Source organism: Thomasclavelia ramosa DSM 1402, from assembly GCF_014131695.1.
In the GTDB taxonomy this organism is placed as follows: domain Bacteria; phylum Bacillota_I; class Bacilli_A; order Erysipelotrichales; family Coprobacillaceae; genus Thomasclavelia; species Thomasclavelia ramosa.
Genome location: NZ_CP036346.1, coordinates 2,595,919 through 2,615,215 on the forward strand (window position 1 = coordinate 2,595,919; position 19,297 = coordinate 2,615,215).

General features: G+C 33.2%; 14 protein-coding genes. 2 read left to right on the forward strand and 12 right to left on the reverse strand.

Features of this window, described 5'->3' with window-relative positions; all coding sequences use genetic code 11:
* Positions 1 to 6: 6 nt before the first annotated feature.
* The 9 genes from EYR00_RS12520 to EYR00_RS12560 form a co-directional block, all read right to left on the reverse strand.
* Complete coding sequence (locus EYR00_RS12520) at positions 7 to 2,310, reverse strand: anaerobic ribonucleoside triphosphate reductase (RefSeq protein WP_008791115.1); 2,304 nt, start codon at positions 2,308 to 2,310, stop codon at positions 7 to 9.
* A gap of 153 nt (positions 2,311 to 2,463) precedes the next feature.
* Positions 2,464 to 4,089 (reverse strand): B12-binding domain-containing radical SAM protein, encoded by a 1,626-nt coding sequence (locus EYR00_RS12525; RefSeq protein WP_003537281.1) that lies wholly within the window; start codon positions 4,087 to 4,089, stop codon positions 2,464 to 2,466.
* Between the two features lie 40 nt (positions 4,090 to 4,129).
* On the reverse strand, positions 4,130 to 5,377 hold the full coding sequence (locus tag EYR00_RS12530; RefSeq protein ID WP_003537280.1) for a M15 family metallopeptidase: 1,248 nt from the start codon (positions 5,375 to 5,377) through the stop codon (positions 4,130 to 4,132).
* Between the two features lie 29 nt (positions 5,378 to 5,406).
* Positions 5,407 to 5,961, reverse strand: coding sequence for a Fe-S-containing hydro-lyase (locus tag EYR00_RS12535; protein ID WP_003537279.1), 555 nt, complete (start codon positions 5,959 to 5,961; stop codon positions 5,407 to 5,409).
* Positions 5,958 to 6,800, reverse strand: coding sequence for a fumarate hydratase (locus tag EYR00_RS12540; protein WP_003537278.1), 843 nt, complete (start codon positions 6,798 to 6,800; stop codon positions 5,958 to 5,960). Before EYR00_RS12540 ends, EYR00_RS12535 begins: the two co-directional genes overlap by 4 nt.
* Before the next feature lie 36 nt (positions 6,801 to 6,836).
* A complete protein-coding gene (locus EYR00_RS12545) occupies positions 6,837 to 7,652 on the reverse strand; it encodes a MurR/RpiR family transcriptional regulator (protein ID WP_003537277.1) in 816 nt (271 codons plus the stop codon).
* A gap of 297 nt (positions 7,653 to 7,949) precedes the next feature.
* A complete protein-coding gene (locus EYR00_RS12550) occupies positions 7,950 to 8,921 on the reverse strand; it encodes a dipeptidase (protein WP_003537276.1) in 972 nt (323 codons plus the stop codon).
* Between the two features lie 11 nt (positions 8,922 to 8,932).
* The gene (locus EYR00_RS12555) at positions 8,933 to 9,787 is read right to left on the reverse strand and encodes a DegV family protein (protein ID WP_003537275.1); all 855 of its coding nucleotides are present in this window, start codon (positions 9,785 to 9,787) and stop codon (positions 8,933 to 8,935) included.
* 14 nt (positions 9,788 to 9,801) lie between these two features.
* Entirely contained in the window at positions 9,802 to 10,062 is a 261-nt protein-coding gene (locus tag EYR00_RS12560) for a hypothetical protein (RefSeq protein ID WP_003537262.1), read from the reverse strand.
* 66 nt (positions 10,063 to 10,128) lie between these two features.
* Here EYR00_RS12560 and EYR00_RS12565 point away from each other — a divergent pair, with 66 nt between their 5' ends.
* Positions 10,129 to 10,365 (forward strand): RDAC family protein, encoded by a 237-nt coding sequence (locus tag EYR00_RS12565; protein WP_003537261.1) that lies wholly within the window; start codon positions 10,129 to 10,131, stop codon positions 10,363 to 10,365.
* Between the two features lie 143 nt (positions 10,366 to 10,508).
* Complete coding sequence (locus EYR00_RS12570; RefSeq protein WP_003537260.1) at positions 10,509 to 11,927, forward strand: 6-phospho-beta-glucosidase; 1,419 nt, start codon at positions 10,509 to 10,511, stop codon at positions 11,925 to 11,927.
* An 84-nt stretch (positions 11,928 to 12,011) separates the two neighbouring features.
* Here EYR00_RS12570 and EYR00_RS12575 read toward each other — a convergent pair whose 3' ends face one another.
* From EYR00_RS12575 to EYR00_RS12585, 3 genes are all read right to left on the reverse strand, one after another.
* On the reverse strand, positions 12,012 to 13,757 hold the full coding sequence (locus EYR00_RS12575; RefSeq protein ID WP_003537259.1) for a DUF2207 family protein: 1,746 nt from the start codon (positions 13,755 to 13,757) through the stop codon (positions 12,012 to 12,014).
* A gap of 1 nt (position 13,758) precedes the next feature.
* Positions 13,759 to 14,313, reverse strand: coding sequence for a LemA family protein (locus EYR00_RS12580; protein WP_003537258.1), 555 nt, complete (start codon positions 14,311 to 14,313; stop codon positions 13,759 to 13,761).
* Positions 14,314 to 14,441: 128 nt separating this feature from the next.
* Positions 14,442 to 19,136: a glycoside hydrolase family 2 TIM barrel-domain containing protein gene (locus EYR00_RS12585; RefSeq protein ID WP_040434256.1), complete on the reverse strand. Its 4,695-nt coding sequence runs from the start codon at positions 19,134 to 19,136 to the stop codon at positions 14,442 to 14,444.
* Positions 19,137 to 19,297 lie beyond the last annotated feature (161 nt).

Genomic DNA, 19,297 nt, shown 5'->3' on the forward strand with positions numbered 1-19,297 from the left:
AATTATTCATTCCTTGGTTTCGTGTTTTACACGATCACTTTCTTCAGCCTTTTTCCCATCATTAAAACGATCTAATGTTCCTACTAAATAACCAGTGATTCGCCGGATTCGTTCAAAACCATGATGTTCTTCCTCGCTTCTTCCACATAACGGGCAAACATCATCAATAATTCCATTATAACCACATACTGGATCACGATCAACTGGATGATTGATTGCTCCATAACCAATTCCATTATCATGCATTGCTCTAACAATTTTTTCGAATGCAGCAATATTTTTAGTCGGATCCCCATCCATCTCGACATAACTAATATGACCACCATTAGTTAATTCATGATATGGTCCTTCTAATTTTATTTTCTTAAAAGCACTAATTGGATAATATACAGGAATATGGAAACTATTAGTATAATATTCACGATCAGTAATCCCGTCTAATTCTCCAAAAAGTTTTTTATCCATTTTAACAAAACGACCTGAAAGTCCTTCTGCCGGAGTAGCAATCAAACTAAAATTCAAATTATATTTTTCAGTTGCTTTATCCATTGCCTTGCGCATATGAGCAACAATTTGTAATCCTAAGATCTGAGCTTTTTCACTTTCACCATGATGTACCCCAATCAAAGCTTTTAATGTTTCCGCTAATCCGATAAATCCGACTGTTAAAGTTCCATGTTTTAAAACCTCACGAACTTCATCATCAGGTTTTAATTCATCACTATCAAGCCAAACTCCCTGCTCCATTAAAAAAGGATAGTTTTTAGCCTTACGACGACATTGAATTTCAAAACGTTCTAACAATTGCTCAATACATAAATCTAACATTCCATCAAGCTTATCAAAAAACTCATTTACATCTCCTTTAGAACGAATTGCCAATCTTGGTAAATTGATAGAAGTAAAACTTAAATTTCCACGCCCAAAACTAATTTCTTTGTCCGGTGCATAAACATTTCCCATAACTCGTGTTCGACATCCCATATAAGCAATTTCAGTTTCTGGCGTTCCTTTATAATATTGTTTATTGAAAGGAGCATCAACAAATGAAAAATTAGGGAATAAACGTTTTGCAGAGGTACGACAAGCTAATTTAAAAAGATCGTAATTAGGCTCACCTTCATTATAGTTGATTCCTTCTTTTACTCTAAATATTTGAATTGGAAAAATTGGTGTTTCACCATGACCTAGCCCAGCTTCTGTTGCTAATAATATATTACGCATTACCATGCGCCCTTCACTTGAAGTATCCATACCATAATTGATTGAACTAAACGGTACTTGTGCTCCAGCTCTTGAATGCATAGTATTAAGATTGTGAATAAACGCCTCCATCGCTTGATATGTCTCTCGATCAGTTTCTTCATAAGCGCTTGTAATTGCAAATTCAACGATTTCATCTACAAATTTATCTACTTTATTAGCTTTCAGTGTTTCTTTTAATTGTTCTTCAAATGCCTCATTTTTATCTAAAGTAGGTTTTAAACGCATTTCTCCCTTTACTTTAGTCGCAATATCTTCACCATCTAATTTTACTAATAAAGTAATTGCTTTAGCTAAATTATGATAAAAATGCTTTAAGTATGATTTTGCAACACCTGGTGCCATACTATAATCAAAATTAGGAATTGCCTGACCTCCATGTTGATCATTTTGGTTTGACTGGATAGCAATGCAAGCTAGAGCAGCATAGATACTAATGCTATTTGGCTCTCTTAAAACTCCATGGCCAGTTGAAAATCCTCCTGCAAATAATTTAATTAAATCAATTTGACAACAAGTTGTGGTTAAAGTTAAAAAATCCATATCATGAATATGTATATCCCCATTAATATGAGCACGTGCATGTTTAGGATTTAATACAAACATCTCATTAAACTGTTTTGCTGCTTCAGCTCCATATTTCAGCATTGTCCCCATCGGAGCATCTGCATTCACGTTAGCATTTTCTCTTTTTAGATCACTATCTTTACTATCAGCAAAAGTAATCTCTTCAAAAGTCTTCATTAGCCGTGACTTCATATCCCTTTCACGCGTACGATTAGCGCGATATAAAATATAGGCTTTAGCCACTCGTACATATCCTTGTTCAATCAATACTTCTTCAACCGTATCTTGAACTAATTCTACCGTTGGTAATTCACTCTTCTTTTTTTCTAGCTTTGTTTCAACTGTTTTAGCAATATTCATGGCATTTTTTAATTCATATTTACCACCACTTGCTTCAAATGCTTTGTATATAGCTCCTGCAATCTTATCTAACTCAAATGCGACTAGGCGCCCATCTCTCTTACGAATATTTTCTATCATTCTATATCCCTCCATGCACTATTAAGTATATCTTATTTGTATTTTTAATTCATGTTATATACTCCTTTACCCAGCCCTTTTTATAATCATAAAATAAAACGCTCTCCCATTACAGGAAAACGTTATCTAACGTAATATAACCGTTTATCATTATCAAGAATACTTTTTCACACTAACCTGATAATTTTGATAAATCGCTAATAAGTAGCCATCAGTTACCTTTTCAACCACCCCATATCTAAAGACTTCTTCTTGGTCTAAGTCATATTTTTCTATCAAATAATGCATTGTTTCACGTGCTTCGCTTTTATCTAAACGGGCCTTCCACCAGCGTTTAGGTTTTATTTTTGATAACCGTAAATAGTCTTCAATCAATAAATCCTGATACTGCCGATTTAAATATTCGTCTAAATAACTAAATAATTCATCATTTTGAAATTTAAACATTTTAAATTGTTGTTTCAAATAATAATTGCCCAGGTCTAAGAAAAAATAAAAAGGTGAAGCGACTGTTCTTATCACTGTATTCATTGTTATTGGCATCTTGCCACTATTCCAGAATTTCTCTAACATTTCTTCTGCCAAATGAATTTTCCCAATATCTTCAGGGCTTAAATCATTACTATAAAGCAATTCATAGGGTGGATTTTCATCATATACATACCCATATTTTTCTGCCTCTTTTCGAAGACTTGTTCCTCTCAATAACTTTAAAAAACCTAATTGCAGTTCCTTTGGATAAAAAGCAAAAACATCATCAAATGATCGGGCAAATCTCTCTAGGTTTTCTAAAGGCAAACCTGCAATCAAATCTAAATGAAAATCAATTTTATGATTTTGCTGTAACTGTTTAATTACTTCACTTAACCGTTCAAAATTTTGATATCTTTTAACGATTTCATTTGTCGGCTCATATGTTGACTGAATTCCTATTTCAAATCGTAATAATCCTCTTGGAGCATAATCATTAATATAATCAATAATTCGCTGATCTAGTACATCACCATTAATTTCGAATTGAAATTGAATTCCTGGTCGATAATGCTTAAAAATAAATTCTAAAATCGCCAAAGCATGAGCTGTTTTAGCATTAAAGCTCCGATCTAGCAGCTTAATTGTCTTAACTCCACTATCAAGCAATAATGATAATTGCGCTTTTAAATAATCTAAACTAAAGAAGCGTAATCCTTTTTCTAATGAAGATAAACAGTACTGGCATTGATATGGACAGCCGCGACTTGTTTCAAAATAAAGAATCCGCTTATCCATATCAGCAAGATCACGTTTTAATAAATAAGGTGATTCAAGTGTTTCAAGATATTGTAGATCAACCGGCTTAGTTTGTTGATAATCTCGCTTATCTTTTCTGCTAATTCCTTGAATATTAATCGGCTGCTGTGTTTCTAAACAATCTAACAGTTCTTTAAAAGCCACCTCACCTTCACCACTAATTAAATAGTCAATTTTAAAGTTATCTAGAAAATAATCAATTTCATAACTTACTTCCGGTCCTCCAATTACAATAACTAATTGTGGGTCCATTTTTTTTAATTTATCTATCAATATTTTTATTAAATCAACATTCCAAATATAGACACTAAAAGCCACAACCTGTACTTTTTGTTCAATAATATCATTTGCAATTGTATCAAGATCCTCTTTGATCGTATATTCTTTAAAATCCACCTCATGATATTCTTTAGTAGCTACATAAAGCAATCTTAACGATAAAGACTTATGTATATATTTTGAATTTAAAGTAGTAATTAATGTTTTCATTTCTTTACCTCATTAAAATAATCTAGAGGTAACCCCTAGATTATTTTTTCGTAACTTTTGGCATTACATTGTTATATAAACAATATTCTTCAAAAGTCCATTCCTTTTCAACGATTTTTTTTGCTACATCTTTACCAACATAACGTAAATGCCAAGGCTCATGAGCAATTCCCGTTATTCCGTCAGTACCATTTTCAAAACGGATAATAAAGCCGTATTTAGCACAATTTTTAATTACCCATTTATATTCATCAGTATCACCAAAAGTGATTTTTTTACCTTCTACAACACTTTGACTAGTTAAATCAATTCCTAAACCAGTTTGATGTTCACTTGCTCCAGGCTGAGCGACATATTCATTTGCATACTGCCCGCCAAAACGTCTTTCAAAATCAGCCATTGTATCAACTTGTGTCTGATATGAACGATACGCACTATTAACAACTAATTCTAACCCTTCTTTTTTAGCTGCTTCATACATTTTAGTTAAAGCATCTGATGTTTCTTTAGTCATTTTCGGATTTTGACAATCTGGAGCTACTGGAATTTCCGGATCTACTAATTTAGGTTCATAGCTTTCTGGTAAATAGAAACCTTTTTTTACTAAAACTAATAAATCATCAGGATTAGTAATTGTATAGCTTTCTTTAGGCTCACCATTAGATGAAATCAAAAATGGATAGTTAGTAATACATACTGCATAATTATAGTCTTTGTAATTATTATAAGCGTTGATATACGCTTCAAGATTTTGAATTTGATAACCTTTTACTTTGCGATAAGGCTCTAAATCCTTGGCAGTATAATTATGATCGATCAAATATTGTAAATCTTCTTTTGATACTTTATCACTAATCAAATTCCAAATAACTTTCTCACTATACCCCATACTTTTTAGTTTAGGTACTTCTTCTTTAAATAATCCATTAATATATGTAACAACATCAGCATATTCCATCTTTTTATTCATGCCTAGATATTTTTCGTATTCATCATATAAAGAAACTTTTTTAGAATTTGCTATCCAATTAGTAATATGATCAAGTTTATCATGGGATAAAATTTCATTTTCTTGTTCTTTTGTTAATGACAAAATTTCACTTGCTTGTGAAAATGAATAGCCCTTGATTAATAATTTAATCCGTGTCAAATTTAACACAACAACAATTCCAATAACTAAGACAACCCCAACAGCCCCAACAAGAGCAACGCGTCCAACCTTAAGGCGACTTCGACTACTTGTTCCATAACTGCTGTAATATCCATAATCTCTTTTCTTTTTAAACATTATTATATTACCTCTTTAATACTTTCTCTTTATTTACATGTACTTAAATAATCGTTACGCCCTAATTCATATTGATCGTTACCATTACTATCAATCACTACTACTAATGGCATATCCTCAACTTCTAAACGTCGAATCGCTTCAGGTCCAAGATCATCAAAAGCAATTACTGTACATTCTTTAATGCAATTAGACATCATCGCTCCGGCTCCACCGATAGCACCAAAATACACTCCATGATATTTAATGATTGCATCTTTAACTGCCTGCTGACGATATCCCTTACCAATCATCGAACGTAATCCTAACTTGATCATTGTTGGTGCAAAAGCATCCATTCTCCCAGACGTTGTAGGTCCTCCACTCCCAAATACTTTACCAGGTTTACTTGGCGTTGGTCCCACATAAAAAATTACTTGATCCTCTAAATGAAAAGGTAATTCCTTTCCTTCTTCAATCAAAGCCATCAAACGTTTATGAGCCGCATCACGACCCGTATAGATAGTTCCGCTTAGTAACACTTCATCACCAGCATGTAATTGTTTTATTTTTTCAACGGTAAGCGGTGTTGTCAATTTAATCATAATGAAGCCTCCTTATGACGCGCTACATGGCAGCAAATACTTACTGCAACAGGCATTCCAGCAATATGAGTAGGATGAGTCTCAATATTCAATGATAGAGCCGTAGTTTTTCCACCATAACCAGCTGGTCCAATTCCTGTAGCATTGATCATCTCTAATAATTCAGTTTCTAAAGCAGCATATCGGCTATCTTCGTGATGGGTTCCAATTTCACGCATCATTGCTTGTTTTGACAACATCGTAACTTTGTCAAATGACCCTCCGATCCCTACACCAATCACCATCGGCGGGCAAGCATTAGGTCCAGCGTCATTAACCACTTTCATTACAAAATCTTTAACTCCCTGCAATCCATCACTTGGTTTTAACATTTTAATTTGTGACATGTTTTCAGACCCAAATCCTTTTGGAGCTACAACAATTTTAAATTCATCACCACAAACAAGATCAAAATAAATAATTGCTGGGGTATTATCTTTAGTATTGATCCGTTCAAATAATGGATCATCAACTACTGATTTACGAAGATAACCTTCCTCGTACCCTTGACGCACTCCTTCATTAATAGCAGCTTTTAAATCACCATCCACATGAACTTCTTGTCCAATTGTAATATACACAAAAGCCATACCAGTATCTTGACAAATCGGCATCATATTATCTTTAGCTAAATCAGCATTATCAATCAATACTTCCAAAGTCTTTTTAGCTAAGGGATATGGTTCTGTATCTGTCTTATCTTTAAGTGCCTTAAACACATCACTGGGTAAATTACAAGCTGCTTCCATACATAGTTGTTTTACTGTTTTTGTAATATCTTCACATTTAATCTCACGCATAACTTTTTCCTTCCATAAAAAAAGGTTAAAACCTTTTTAGATAATTTTTTCCTGAATTCCTGGATAATATAAAGAATAATATCGCAGTGACATCAATTCAACTGCTGTTAATAACGTATGTTTACCAATCTTTCGCTGTTCGCTATCACCTAATACAATCGTATAATTAACGTTTATTCCAATATCTATCCCTGGATTATTTGTCATTAAAACAACCTTACATTTTGATTTCTTTAAATACTGTAAAACTTTCGAATTACTCCGTGCATAAAATCCATTTACTGTCACAATAATTGCAACACTATTTTCATCCATCAAACGCGCACAATCAATCTGACGTTCTGTTTCCATATATGCCATTGTAAACTTTTCCAGCATTAGTAAATCAGTTTGAAAATGCAACGCTGCAGAATGAGAAAACTGAGTTCCAAAAAAAGCTACTGAATCACTATCATGAATAGCCTGTAGAACTTTATCAATCACATTCCAGTCTAACCGCTGTGACAATTTTGAAATAGCATCACATACTTGATCACTATAATATTTAGTACATTCTTGAGGTTTATCTTTCATCATGTCCAAAGGAACATTAATTAAATTATTAAACTTTTTGCTATCTGAAGCAAATGAAGAACATTCTTGTTTTAAATGAGCATAATTTTCATATCCTAAAGCACGACAAAAACGTGAAATCGTTGCCGGGGATACATAACATTCTTTAGCAAGCTGACTAATTCCCATTTTGGCCACTTTCGAAAAATTATGAGCCATATACCAGGCAATATTATAATTTGTATCAGCTTCACTAGCTGTATCTAAAAAGATAATTAAACGATAAAATAAGCTTTTCATCCTCATTCCTCCACTTATGTGTATTATACACTATATTTCGCCATTTTAAAATAGCTCGATATCTATCCGAACGAATAATTATCACATATTTTAAGATATTCTATATACATTTTCACCATTGTTTAGTTATATACTAACAATGTAGTCAAAAGAAATATTCGATTTTCCCTTCAATATAATGACTACAAACAATATATAAAGATATCCTTCCCTGATATCATGTATTATTAGTATCCTTTCCCTGATAACTAATAATAAAAGCGACAAGTGATTTCCCCACTTGTCGTTTTTCTGTTTCTATAAAATTTGACTATAAACACGTAAAACGTTCTTATAAAAAACTTTCTCAATTTCATTTTCACTAAAGCCAGCTTCCTGCAGTGCAGCAGCTAATTGGGGCATCATCGAAGCATCAGCTAATTCAAGGTTTTGATCAATACCATCAAAATCACTACCTAAGCCAACATAATCTATCCCCACCAGTTCCTTAATATATAAAATATGTTTAACCATATCTTCAATACATGAACGCATCCCGCCATGACTCGATGGTTTTAAGAAATCTCCGCAAAAATTAATTCCCATGACGCCATTACGTTTCGCTAACTGTTTGATCATATCATCAGACATATTTCGAGCAACTCCGCAAACGCTACGAGCATTACTATGTGATGCAACAAACGGTTTTGTCGTATATTTTAATACATCATAAAATCCCGCATCACTCAAATGTGAAACATCAATAATGATTCCCAACCGCTCCATTTCCTTGACATAAGCAATCCCAAAATCAGTTAATCCATCTTCTGTATTTAAATGATATAAATCTTTAAATTCCTTAGTACTAATCAAATTAGGATAACCTATTCCGTTAGGATGATTCCAAGTTAAAGTAATCATCCTAACGCCTAGACGATAATAATTACGTAAGATTGCAAGATCATTATTTACGACTGCCCCTTCTTCCAATGTAAGCATCGCTGACATTAGACCATTTTTTTGATTATTAAGAATATCTTCATAACTATATACTGGTTTAATCAGCTCAGGACTTTTTTCTAGTTCTGTATAATATAGATCAATTAATCGCTGTGCCTTTGTTAGTGGATCAAGATGATCACTTAAGTTTACAAACATCGCAAAGTTTTGCAACAAATAATCACCTTTAACCATTTTCTTTAAATCAATATTAAAATCATTTTTTGATAAACAGCCACCTTCATCATAAAGCCGCAAGATGGTATCACAATGCATATCAACAACTTTCATTTTCTCACCTATTACATCTTATGTATATAATGCACAGATATACATTTCATCCCGCCATGACAAGTCAATACAGCTGGTAACTTGTTTACGATAACCTCAATATTATCAAAAATATCTTGTAATAATCGTTTTGCTTTCAGCGCTGATTCTTCATTATCAGCATGAGAGATGTATAATGTATAATCCTTAGCATTAACACCAGCATTTTTAAATTTGTCAATTACAGTTTTAACAATTTTTGATTCTGTCCTACTCATCGCATATTTATCGACACAACTACCATCTTCCTTCAAATAAAGTAAAGCTTTTACTTTCAAGATTGATGCCATTTTAGCAGCTACCGGCGATAACCGTCCCGAGCGCGCCAATTGCTTAAAATCAAATGGGGCTAAAAAAGAAAAACTATTTTTAGTTTTCATTTCTAACATTTCAAAAATTTCATTTACATCATGATCATTATCAGCCATCTGTTTAGCCGCTAATGCCATATCCATGACAGGTGCACCAACTTGGCGGCTATCATAAATATACATATTATTCATTTCTAACTGATTTTTCACAAGATTAAATCCACTCCAAGTTCCACTTAAATCACTACTGCAGGTGATAATGATAATAGCTTCATAATTTTTAGCTTTCCAATTCGCCATTAATTCATGTAAATATCCAGTATTTGGCTGTGATGTCGTAGGGATACATCCAGCTTCCAGTTTTTTATATAATTCTTCCGTTGAAATATCAATTTGGTCTTTGTACTCGATCCCGTCAATCAGTACACTTAGTGAGACTAACTCAATTCCAGATTCTTTCGCTTGAACCCCGTTCATCGCACTTGTTGTATCGGTAACAATTAAATAATTTTTCATTATTCTTTATCCTTTCATAATTCCAATTCTTTATCTTGGTAATCTTTAGTGAGATGTTGATAGTCTTTTAGCCAAGTAACTCCTTCTAAATATTCCTCTTCACTCAAGAGTTCATCTAAAATGTTAAAGTGAACTAGCATACAAACATCATAAATGCTTTGCCATAAAGCATCAAATTCATTATCACTAGCCTTCAAATCACTTTGTTCACTCTCTATGTATGCGACTAACTCATGAGCCAGCTTGGTTGCTTTTTCTTTTTCAGTTGCAGCCATTATATATCCTCCTTGACTTTTATATAATGAAATTATAACATTATTTTAACAAAAGGAGTTAAAAACATGAAAACAATTTCAATTTTCCAAGTCCAAGACATCAATAATTTATTAAAAGAACGCCAATTTGACTACATTCTCAAATTACGTGATGCTTGTGGCAGTCAAAGTCTCTATCTTGAATGTACTGGTGAAGAAACCGATATTAATATATTATGCAATGTAATCAATGAATTATTAAAAAATGATTATTTACAAGTAATTCCCGGAACTATCAATCCATACAACCTGTTATTAAAATAATATATTAATTATTACCATAAGCACGATAACTTATTATATTATTTTCATAAAATGAAAGCGGTTTTCATCACCTGAAAAAAGACCACTTTCTTTTCTTTTGCCGTTATAATAGCCTTGTAACAAAAAACAAAGGAGATTTACAAATGGCAAAAAGACCTGTAAAAATTGCTACCATCGGTGGCGGGAGTTCATATACTCCAGAATTAGTTGAAGGATTTATTAAAAGATATGATGAACTACCTATCAAAGAACTGTGGTTAGTTGATATTGAAGAAGGTAAAGAAAAGTTAGAAATCGTTGGAGCAATGGCACAAAGAATGGTAAAAGCTGCGGGTGTTCCTATGACGATTCATTTAACATTAGATCGTGAAGAAGCTTTAAAAGACGCTGATTTCGTTACTACTCAATTTAGAGTTGGCTTATTGGATGCAAGAATTAAAGACGAAAGAATTCCCTTAAGTCATGGGATTATTGGGCAAGAAACAAATGGTGCCGGAGGAATGTTTAAAGCATTTAGAACTGTTCCTGTTATCTTAGAAATCGTTGAAGATATGAAAAGACTATGTCCAAATGCCTGGCTAGTAAACTTTACTAATCCTAGTGGAATGGTTACTGAAGCTGTTATCAAATATGGTAAATGGGATAAAGTTGTTGGTTTATGTAATGTACCTATCTCTTGCCGTAAAATGGTTGGGAAAGCTTTAGATAAAAACGAAGAAGAATTATTCTTTAAATTCGCTGGATTAAACCATTTTCACTGGCATCGAGTATGGGATGTTGATGGAACTGAATTAACTGATAAAGCAATTCAAAAACTATATGTTGAAAACGATGGTTTAAGAAAATTTGGGGCTAATGCTACACGTGCAAAGGAAGAAGAGGAAAAAGCCGCTAAACGTGCCGCTGATGCCGGAGTAGCAAATATTAAAAATATTTCATTTGTTGCAGAACAAATCCAAGATTTAGGATATCTGCCATGTATGTATCACCGTTACTACTATATCACTGATGATATGCTTGAAGATGAAATTGCCGACTTCAAAGAAAATGGTACTCGTGCTGAAGTTGTAAAAAGAACAGAAGCTGAATTATTTGAATTATATAAAGATCCTAATTTAGATTATAAACCAGAACAATTGACAAAACGTGGTGGTACTTATTATAGTGATGCTGCTTGTGAATTAATCAACTCAATCTATAATGATAAACGTACAACTATGGTCGTATCAACACAAAACAAAGGGGCATTAACTGATCTTCCATATGATAGTGTAGCTGAAGTATCTGCTATCATTACAGCAGCAGGACCAATGCCAATTTCTTGGGGAACATTAAAACCTGCAGCTCGGGGAATGGTTCAAATTATGAAAGCAATGGAAGAAACTACAATTGAAGCTGCCGTTACTGGTGATTATGGTAAAGCATTACATGCATTTACAATTAATCCATTAGTTCCAAGTGGTCAAATTGCTAAAACATTATTAGATGAAATGTTGATTGCTCATAAAAAACACTTACCTCAATTTGCTGATAAAATCGCTGAATTAGAAGCACAACAATAAAATAACCTGGAGTTTTGAAGCGAACCTCCTAAGTTGAAGCAACAACTTAGGAGATTCATTTCATTCTTCCAGGTTTTCTTTATTTTATCGGCTTCCGCCTCCGCCGCCTCCGGAGAAACCACCTCCGCCTCCGCCAAAGGAACTAAAACCACCGCCACCGCTATACGATGAACTATGAGCTGCACTATATGCATTAGCTGCACTACGAACACCACCGTACATAAATGTTCTCGTTGCTAACATCGTATAAGTGTAATCAATATTTGAATATTGATTAAATTCTGGGCAGAGTTTACCAATTTGTTTTTCTACCTCGTCAGCAATACCAAGAATTGAAGCAAACATTAAATATTCTTCCCAGAGTTTTACTTCAATTACTTCTTTTTCTTCAATACTACTAAAGTCTAATAAAAAGCGTTTTAATCCCTTAGTATAAATGATATCATCTCTAAATGATGGTTCATAAACTACTTTTTCATTTGCAATATCTATTCCTAAGAACTTTTTATAAGTTGTTTGCTTTTTCATTAAGCCCTTTTCTTTTAATTCTTTTTCTTCAAATTCAATCAAATCATTAAACCAATCTTCGATTTCTTCATAATTCCGTTTACACCAACGTTCAAATTCTTTATTCTCTAAGATTTGATTATCACCACTTGCTTCCCGAAAATAACCTAACATCTTTTCTTCTAAAATATTTTCTGTTGGAATCTCACCACTGAAATCAATTTCATATTTATCTTTTTTAAACCAGCCAGTGCCCGGTTCCATGGTAAAATTCACATAGCCATCTCTGATCCATTTTAACAACATAGCACACAAGATACCTGAACGATCATCTTGCTGGATAATCCCTGCTTTTGTTGCAACGTAATAAAAATAGTAGATATCTTTATGACAAGGAATATCACGGAACGGATTAACATGTTCCATTGTCGGAATTTCATTGTTACCGTCACTAAAATATAATTGTTTATTTTTGTTTGCTTTAGATACAATTCCAACAATTACTGCAATTATCCCAGCAAGTACCGCAACACTAATACCAATAAACATAAATATTGAACCATCACTAGAATCTTCTTGATAACTTGAGCCATCACGTGCATCTTCTAAAACAGCTTCAAATGATTCATTTTTGGTTATTACATTGCTAAAAGTTCCATCGGGTACTCTAACTAAAATATTGACATAATTAATATCGCCTCGACGATTATTGTTTAAATCACGATTCGATATAATTATCGCTCCATGATCATCAAAAATAACTTGTCCTTCATAGCCAAAGCCCCAAATATCACTATCTTGATCATAAAACTTGTAATCAGAACTAATCGTTGCTTCAAATTCAGCTGGTTTAGGATTCATTTCCTGATTAAGTAATTGCCAATTAAACCCCTGAGCATCACTATATTGATTAACAAATGGAGTAATCGTATAAGTCATCGTATATGTGTGTTGACCATAATCACCTATCCCATAACATAACTCATAACCATCACTCTTTTCAATGATCCCACATTTATTTTTCTTCTCTTGACGACTAGCATCAATATCCCAATTATCAACATATTGATATTTTGTTCCTTTTTCATCGACAACAGAAAAATCACTGATCGTAGCCCCATAAAGATTATTAAATGCCTTGTAGTTTTCTGTTCCTTCAATCGCATCCATCTTCCAAGTTTCCTCAACTTTTGCTGAACCATCTTGATTAATATAAATGTTCATATTAACCGCTTGAAGGTCATTCCCTGATGCCAAAACAGGTAACGGCATCAAAGAAACCAGAAAGATTGAGAGTGCTAAAAATAATTTTTTAAGTTTCATTTTAAAATTTAACCTTTGGTACTTCTTTATCTGTTTCTTGAACCTCAAAATAATCAAAAGTTCCAAAACCAAATATTTTTGCAATAAGCACTGAAGGGAAAACTTCTGTTTGATTGGTATATTTATTTACTGAATCATTATAAAATTGTCGTGCATACGTAATTTTATCTTCTGTAGCTGTCAATTCTTTTTGTAATTCCATAAAATTAGTATTAGCTTTTAAATCCGGATAAGCTTCACCTAACATCATTAATCGGCTTAAAGCCTGATTTAATTCACCAGAAGCTGCAAGCTGATCTTGAGGACTATTGGCAGTCACATAAGTATTTCTTGCTTTTATTGCATTTTCTAACGTTTCCTTTTCGTGACTAGCATACCCCTTGACTGTTTCAACAAGGTTCGGGATCAAATCAGCCCGCCTTTTTAATACCACATCAATTTGTGCCCAGTTAGTTTTAACCCGGTTCTTTAATTTAGTTAATGTGTTATATGCAACTATGCAGTAAATCACAATTAACGCCACTACTATAAGTACAATAATTATTGGTATACTCATTTTTAAACGCCTCCTTTTTCTATACTTATATTATACAATCTTAGTAAGAATATACAACGAATACGATAATCATAAAAATGTCAAATTTCCAAAAAAGGATGTCATATTAAAACATCCTTCTATTATTATTAATTATTTTCTTTTCTTCTTTTCATCCATAAAACCAGACTCGCAGTTGAAACCATTAATGCAAATATACCAGCAAAATTAGCCGCATCACCAGTTTTTACTCCTTGAGAAGACTCTTCGCTAATCGCAACTTTCTCTAATTGTTCTAGTGCATTTTGTAAAACCGTTTTGGCTTCATCAACAGCTGCCAGTGTCGCCTTTTCATCTGCTAAGACAATTTTGGCTGCTGATAAAGCTTTTTCTAATCGTTCCCAAGAAGCCCTTGTATAATCTTTAGCAGATAATTTTTCAGTCCGCTCAACTAGCTCCTGTAATTTAATCTTATTGAAATCACGAATATTTAAATTTTCAATTGCCACATTTAACCGTGTAATAGCAGCATTTACCTGAGCTTGAGTTACATCATTTCCAGTATAAATATCTTGTGCTGCTTGTAAAGCGGTCTTAAACTCTTTAACTAAATCAGCATCAAGATTACTTAAAATATCTTCAGTAATCTTATCAGTAATAGCTAAAAGTGCTTCTAACTGACTCTTATCAACTTTTTCTTCAGTCTTTTTAACTAAAGCTTGATACATAGTTTGTAATTTTTCATAACTATCATCAACTTGTTTTTGTGTTGCCTGATCATCTTTCAAAATCACTATTGCTTGATCATATGCTTCCTTAAATTCTTGATACGATTGGACTGTATATTCTTCACTTGTTTCAAAAACTTTCTTTATTTCATCGCTTTCAATATAGTTTTCAAGAAACTCTTTGTTTACCGAGATAATATATTTAATAGTATAATTTTCTATCGTTTTACCATCTTCCGCTCTAACAATGATCTTTACTTCATTATTATATACTGGTAAAACAGTAATTGCTTCATTATTATTACCTTGAGCTATAACTGATGGGGTATCAGCTGTTTTCAAATCAACAGTATATGTTTTAGTAAGCTTATCATACCCTCGATAACCATTAAATTCTTTAATATTAACCCCATCTAATTTTAAATCATCTAGATTTGCAGATGAATTTGCAGTTACTGGTAAAATATAATCATATACTTCTATTTCTGTTAAACCAATACATTTATTAACTTGCGGTGACTTCATCCATATGCGTAATTTATTAGTTGTAATCGGGTGAATAAATCCATATGGAGTATCACCAGATGTATATGGTACTTGTGTAATGTGCGAAGACTCAATTTCTTGCCATGAATTTGTTGGAACATCATAATATTCAAACCGGACATTGTTATCACCTGGTAAAACACTGAATTGATTATCCGTAAAATGCCACAGTTTAATATTTTGCATCAAGTATTCTTTTTGCCATTCTAATTGTACATAAGTATCCACCGGAGGATTTTCATTTCTTAAACTCCAATTTGTCCACCGTGCGCTTTCGCGTCCACTTTCATTAGTAATCCCATCATTTAATTCACTCAATGAATCATTGATTGGCGTTGCTGTTGGTTCACTTGGAACACCATTGACCATTTTCCCATTTGTAAATAATGGTGTATCTTGATAATTCTTTGAAGCAATATTCTGTGAATCAGCTAATTTTGGTGCTACTCGAACAGTTGCTGTAACATCTTTTACTTCATTTAGAACATTGACTGTACCTTTTACTGTTACCATTCCTTCATTTTTAAAAGCATCAGCAGGAATATTCCATTTAACCGGAAAAGCCTCACTATAATTTCCATTTTCATAAAGTCCTCGAACCGTTTGTGGTAATACCGGTGTAATTCCTGCACTAGTTACTGTTGAATAGTTTTCCATGGCTACGACATTACCAATTACATGAACCGTTACAGTTACTACAGCTTCACTATCCTGAAGTTTTCCTGTTATTGTGAACTCACCAATTTTATTTAATGATTCTTTATCATATTCATTCCATTTAATCGTTAAGTCTCTTGTCTCCCCATTATTGTATGTTCCTACAACTTTTGCAGGCAGATCAGGTTCTTCACCAACATTAACATATAAATTTTTAGCAATTGTGTAACTTTGCAGATAAGCATCACCCTCAACAGCATTTTTAACCGTCTTGACAGAAATATTTGAACCACTTAAACCATCACTGCTGGCACTAAATGTAAATGATCCCTCATCTTTAGTAGATTGAACAATCACTAATGCCTTTCCTGAAAAGGCTTTTCGTGAAGTTCCCTTATAACTATCAGTATCAGCTGCATTACCATTATCAACCCCAACAATTTTACCATTTCCTTCAATCTTGAAATTAATACGATTATCAGCTCCAGCGACAATATTTCCATTCATATCTTTAACATCGACAGTAAGATAAGATAAACTACTGCCATCAGCTAAAATTTCCTTTTTATCAGCACTTATCGCTAATTTTGCAGCTTTGGTATTAGTCGTTACACTGCTTCTTCCTTCAGTTTCTGTAATTAAATTACCTTTTTTGTCATATGCTTTAGCACTCAACGTTCCTGAAGCCCAGGTTACATTAAAGCTTGGGTAAAATTCTCCATTTGAAAATGTTTGATACTTATATCCTAAAGCAGTAGTATGCGTTGTTGCTGTATCCTCCCCCACTTTATTCCCATTTAAATATAACTCCACTTTTGCAGCATTAGTAAATACATCGACCTTGACCTTACCATTATTATTTTTGACTATTTCATCATTGTTCCATGTTGACATTAAATGCAAAGTAGTTGTATCTTCGTCCCACATACTTTTATATAAATAATAAGTATCTTTTACAAATCCTGCAGTATCAACAATTCCAAAATATGATGATTTAGGTTTAGCTCCCTGACCACTTGCACTTCCTGCTCCAGTTCCATTCCATGGCGTTGGTTCACCAATATAATCAAAACCAGTCCACACAAACTCTCCAGCATTGAAATCATTCTTAATAACAAATTGCCAGGCATCACTTGCTGAATGTCCCCAGCCAACTTTTGCCTCATCATTATCATATTCTGACATTTGTAAAGTATTATCATCTTTACCCGTAGTATTATAAACTCCACGACTATGGACAGCACTTGCCGTTTCAGAACCGTATAGTGGCCAATCGCTATAAGTATTGTGCATAGCTATAGTTTGATCACCATTTGCATAGTTCATTCCAACCACGCCACCAGCTTCATATATTTTTTGATTAATTTGGCTGAGCATCGCATTTGGATTAGTATTTTTGCGATTATCACCATTTGTGACTGGACGAGTTGTATCAACCTCTTGAACCCATTTAATTAAATCATCAACTAAATTTAAATAATGTGAGGTATTTCCTGATACTCCTTCATCAATTTCATTACCTAATGACCACATAATTACACTTGGATCATTTTTAGCACCATCAACCATTGCTTTAACATCAAATTCGCCCCACTTCATTCCAGCTTTTCCATTAACAATTTGATTATCGGTACTAATTACTTCATTAAAATGTGAAGTGTAGTCATTAACATTTCCATTTTTATATTCGGTCCAGCCATCAAATGCTTCATTAATAACTAACATTCCATTTTCATTACATACTTCTAATAAAACTGATGCCGCAGGATTATGGGTAACACGAATCGCATTGCATCCCATTTCTTTTAATATTTTGACCTGCCGTTCAATTGCATCACGATTAGCAACTGCTCCTAGTGCACCCTGATCATGGTGCAGACAAACACCTTTTAATTTTATTTTTTCACCATTTAATGAAAAACCTGTATTATTATCAAAATCAAAATAGCGGAAACCATACTCAGTTTCATAAGTATCTAAAACTTTATTATCCGCCACGATTTCAGTTTTCATTGTATATAAATTTGTATCCTCAGTGGACCACAATTTAGGAGCAATAACAGACACTTCCTGTTTTACATCTTTTGTACTTTTAGCTGCTAATTCAACTTCATTAGTGACGGTACTACCCGCGGCATTTCCTTGAGCATCCAATAAAGTATTTTTAACTGTGATCGTTTTATTTGTATCGCTATCATTATCGATTGTTGCTGTAACATCAACTTTAACATTATTGTCCTTAGTATTTTCTAAATCTTTAGCAATGATTTTAGTTCCATTATAGCCAACATGAACCTTATCTGTAACTGTTAACTTTACATCTCGATAAATCCCACTTCCAGAGTACCAGCGACTACTTGGAATTTTATTATTAGTTTTTACTACTAAAACATTTTCAGTCTCACCATCGCAGATTAAGCCCTCAGTCAAATCAAATGCAAAAGCAGTATATCCATATGGATGCTCACCTAATTTTGTCCCATTTAAATAAACTTCAGCATTCATATAAGCGCCATCAAACTCAATCATCAATTGTTTTTCTTGATATTTTTTAGGTACTACAAAAGTTTTTCGATACCAGCCAACGCCACCTGGTAAAAAACCACTCTCTGCTTCTCCGCTTGTTGTGAAATCTTGATCAATACTATAGTCATGTGGCAAATTCACCGTTTCCCAAGTTGAATCATTGTAATCTTTGTTTTGAGCATCATTTATATCACCACGATGAAACTTCCAATTTTCATTAAATAGCGTGGTTCTTTGCCCATCTCCAATGATATCAACATATACTTCTTCGGGGTCTGACTGAGTAATTCTTGCATTTTCTTGTGCTAATACCCCAACTGGTGCTGATGATAACAACATTGAAACAGTTGCTACAGCACATAATTTTTGATTCCATCTTCCTTTCATAACTTCCTCCTTTTCCCGTATAGAATAGCTATTTTGATTAGTTAAAGTTCCCAAATAAATATAAAAGACCTGATTGTTCATCACGCTTATAAACGCTTTAAACAACCAGGTCTTGCCTAATCAAATAGTAACAATCCTATGCACTAACAATTATAGTTAAT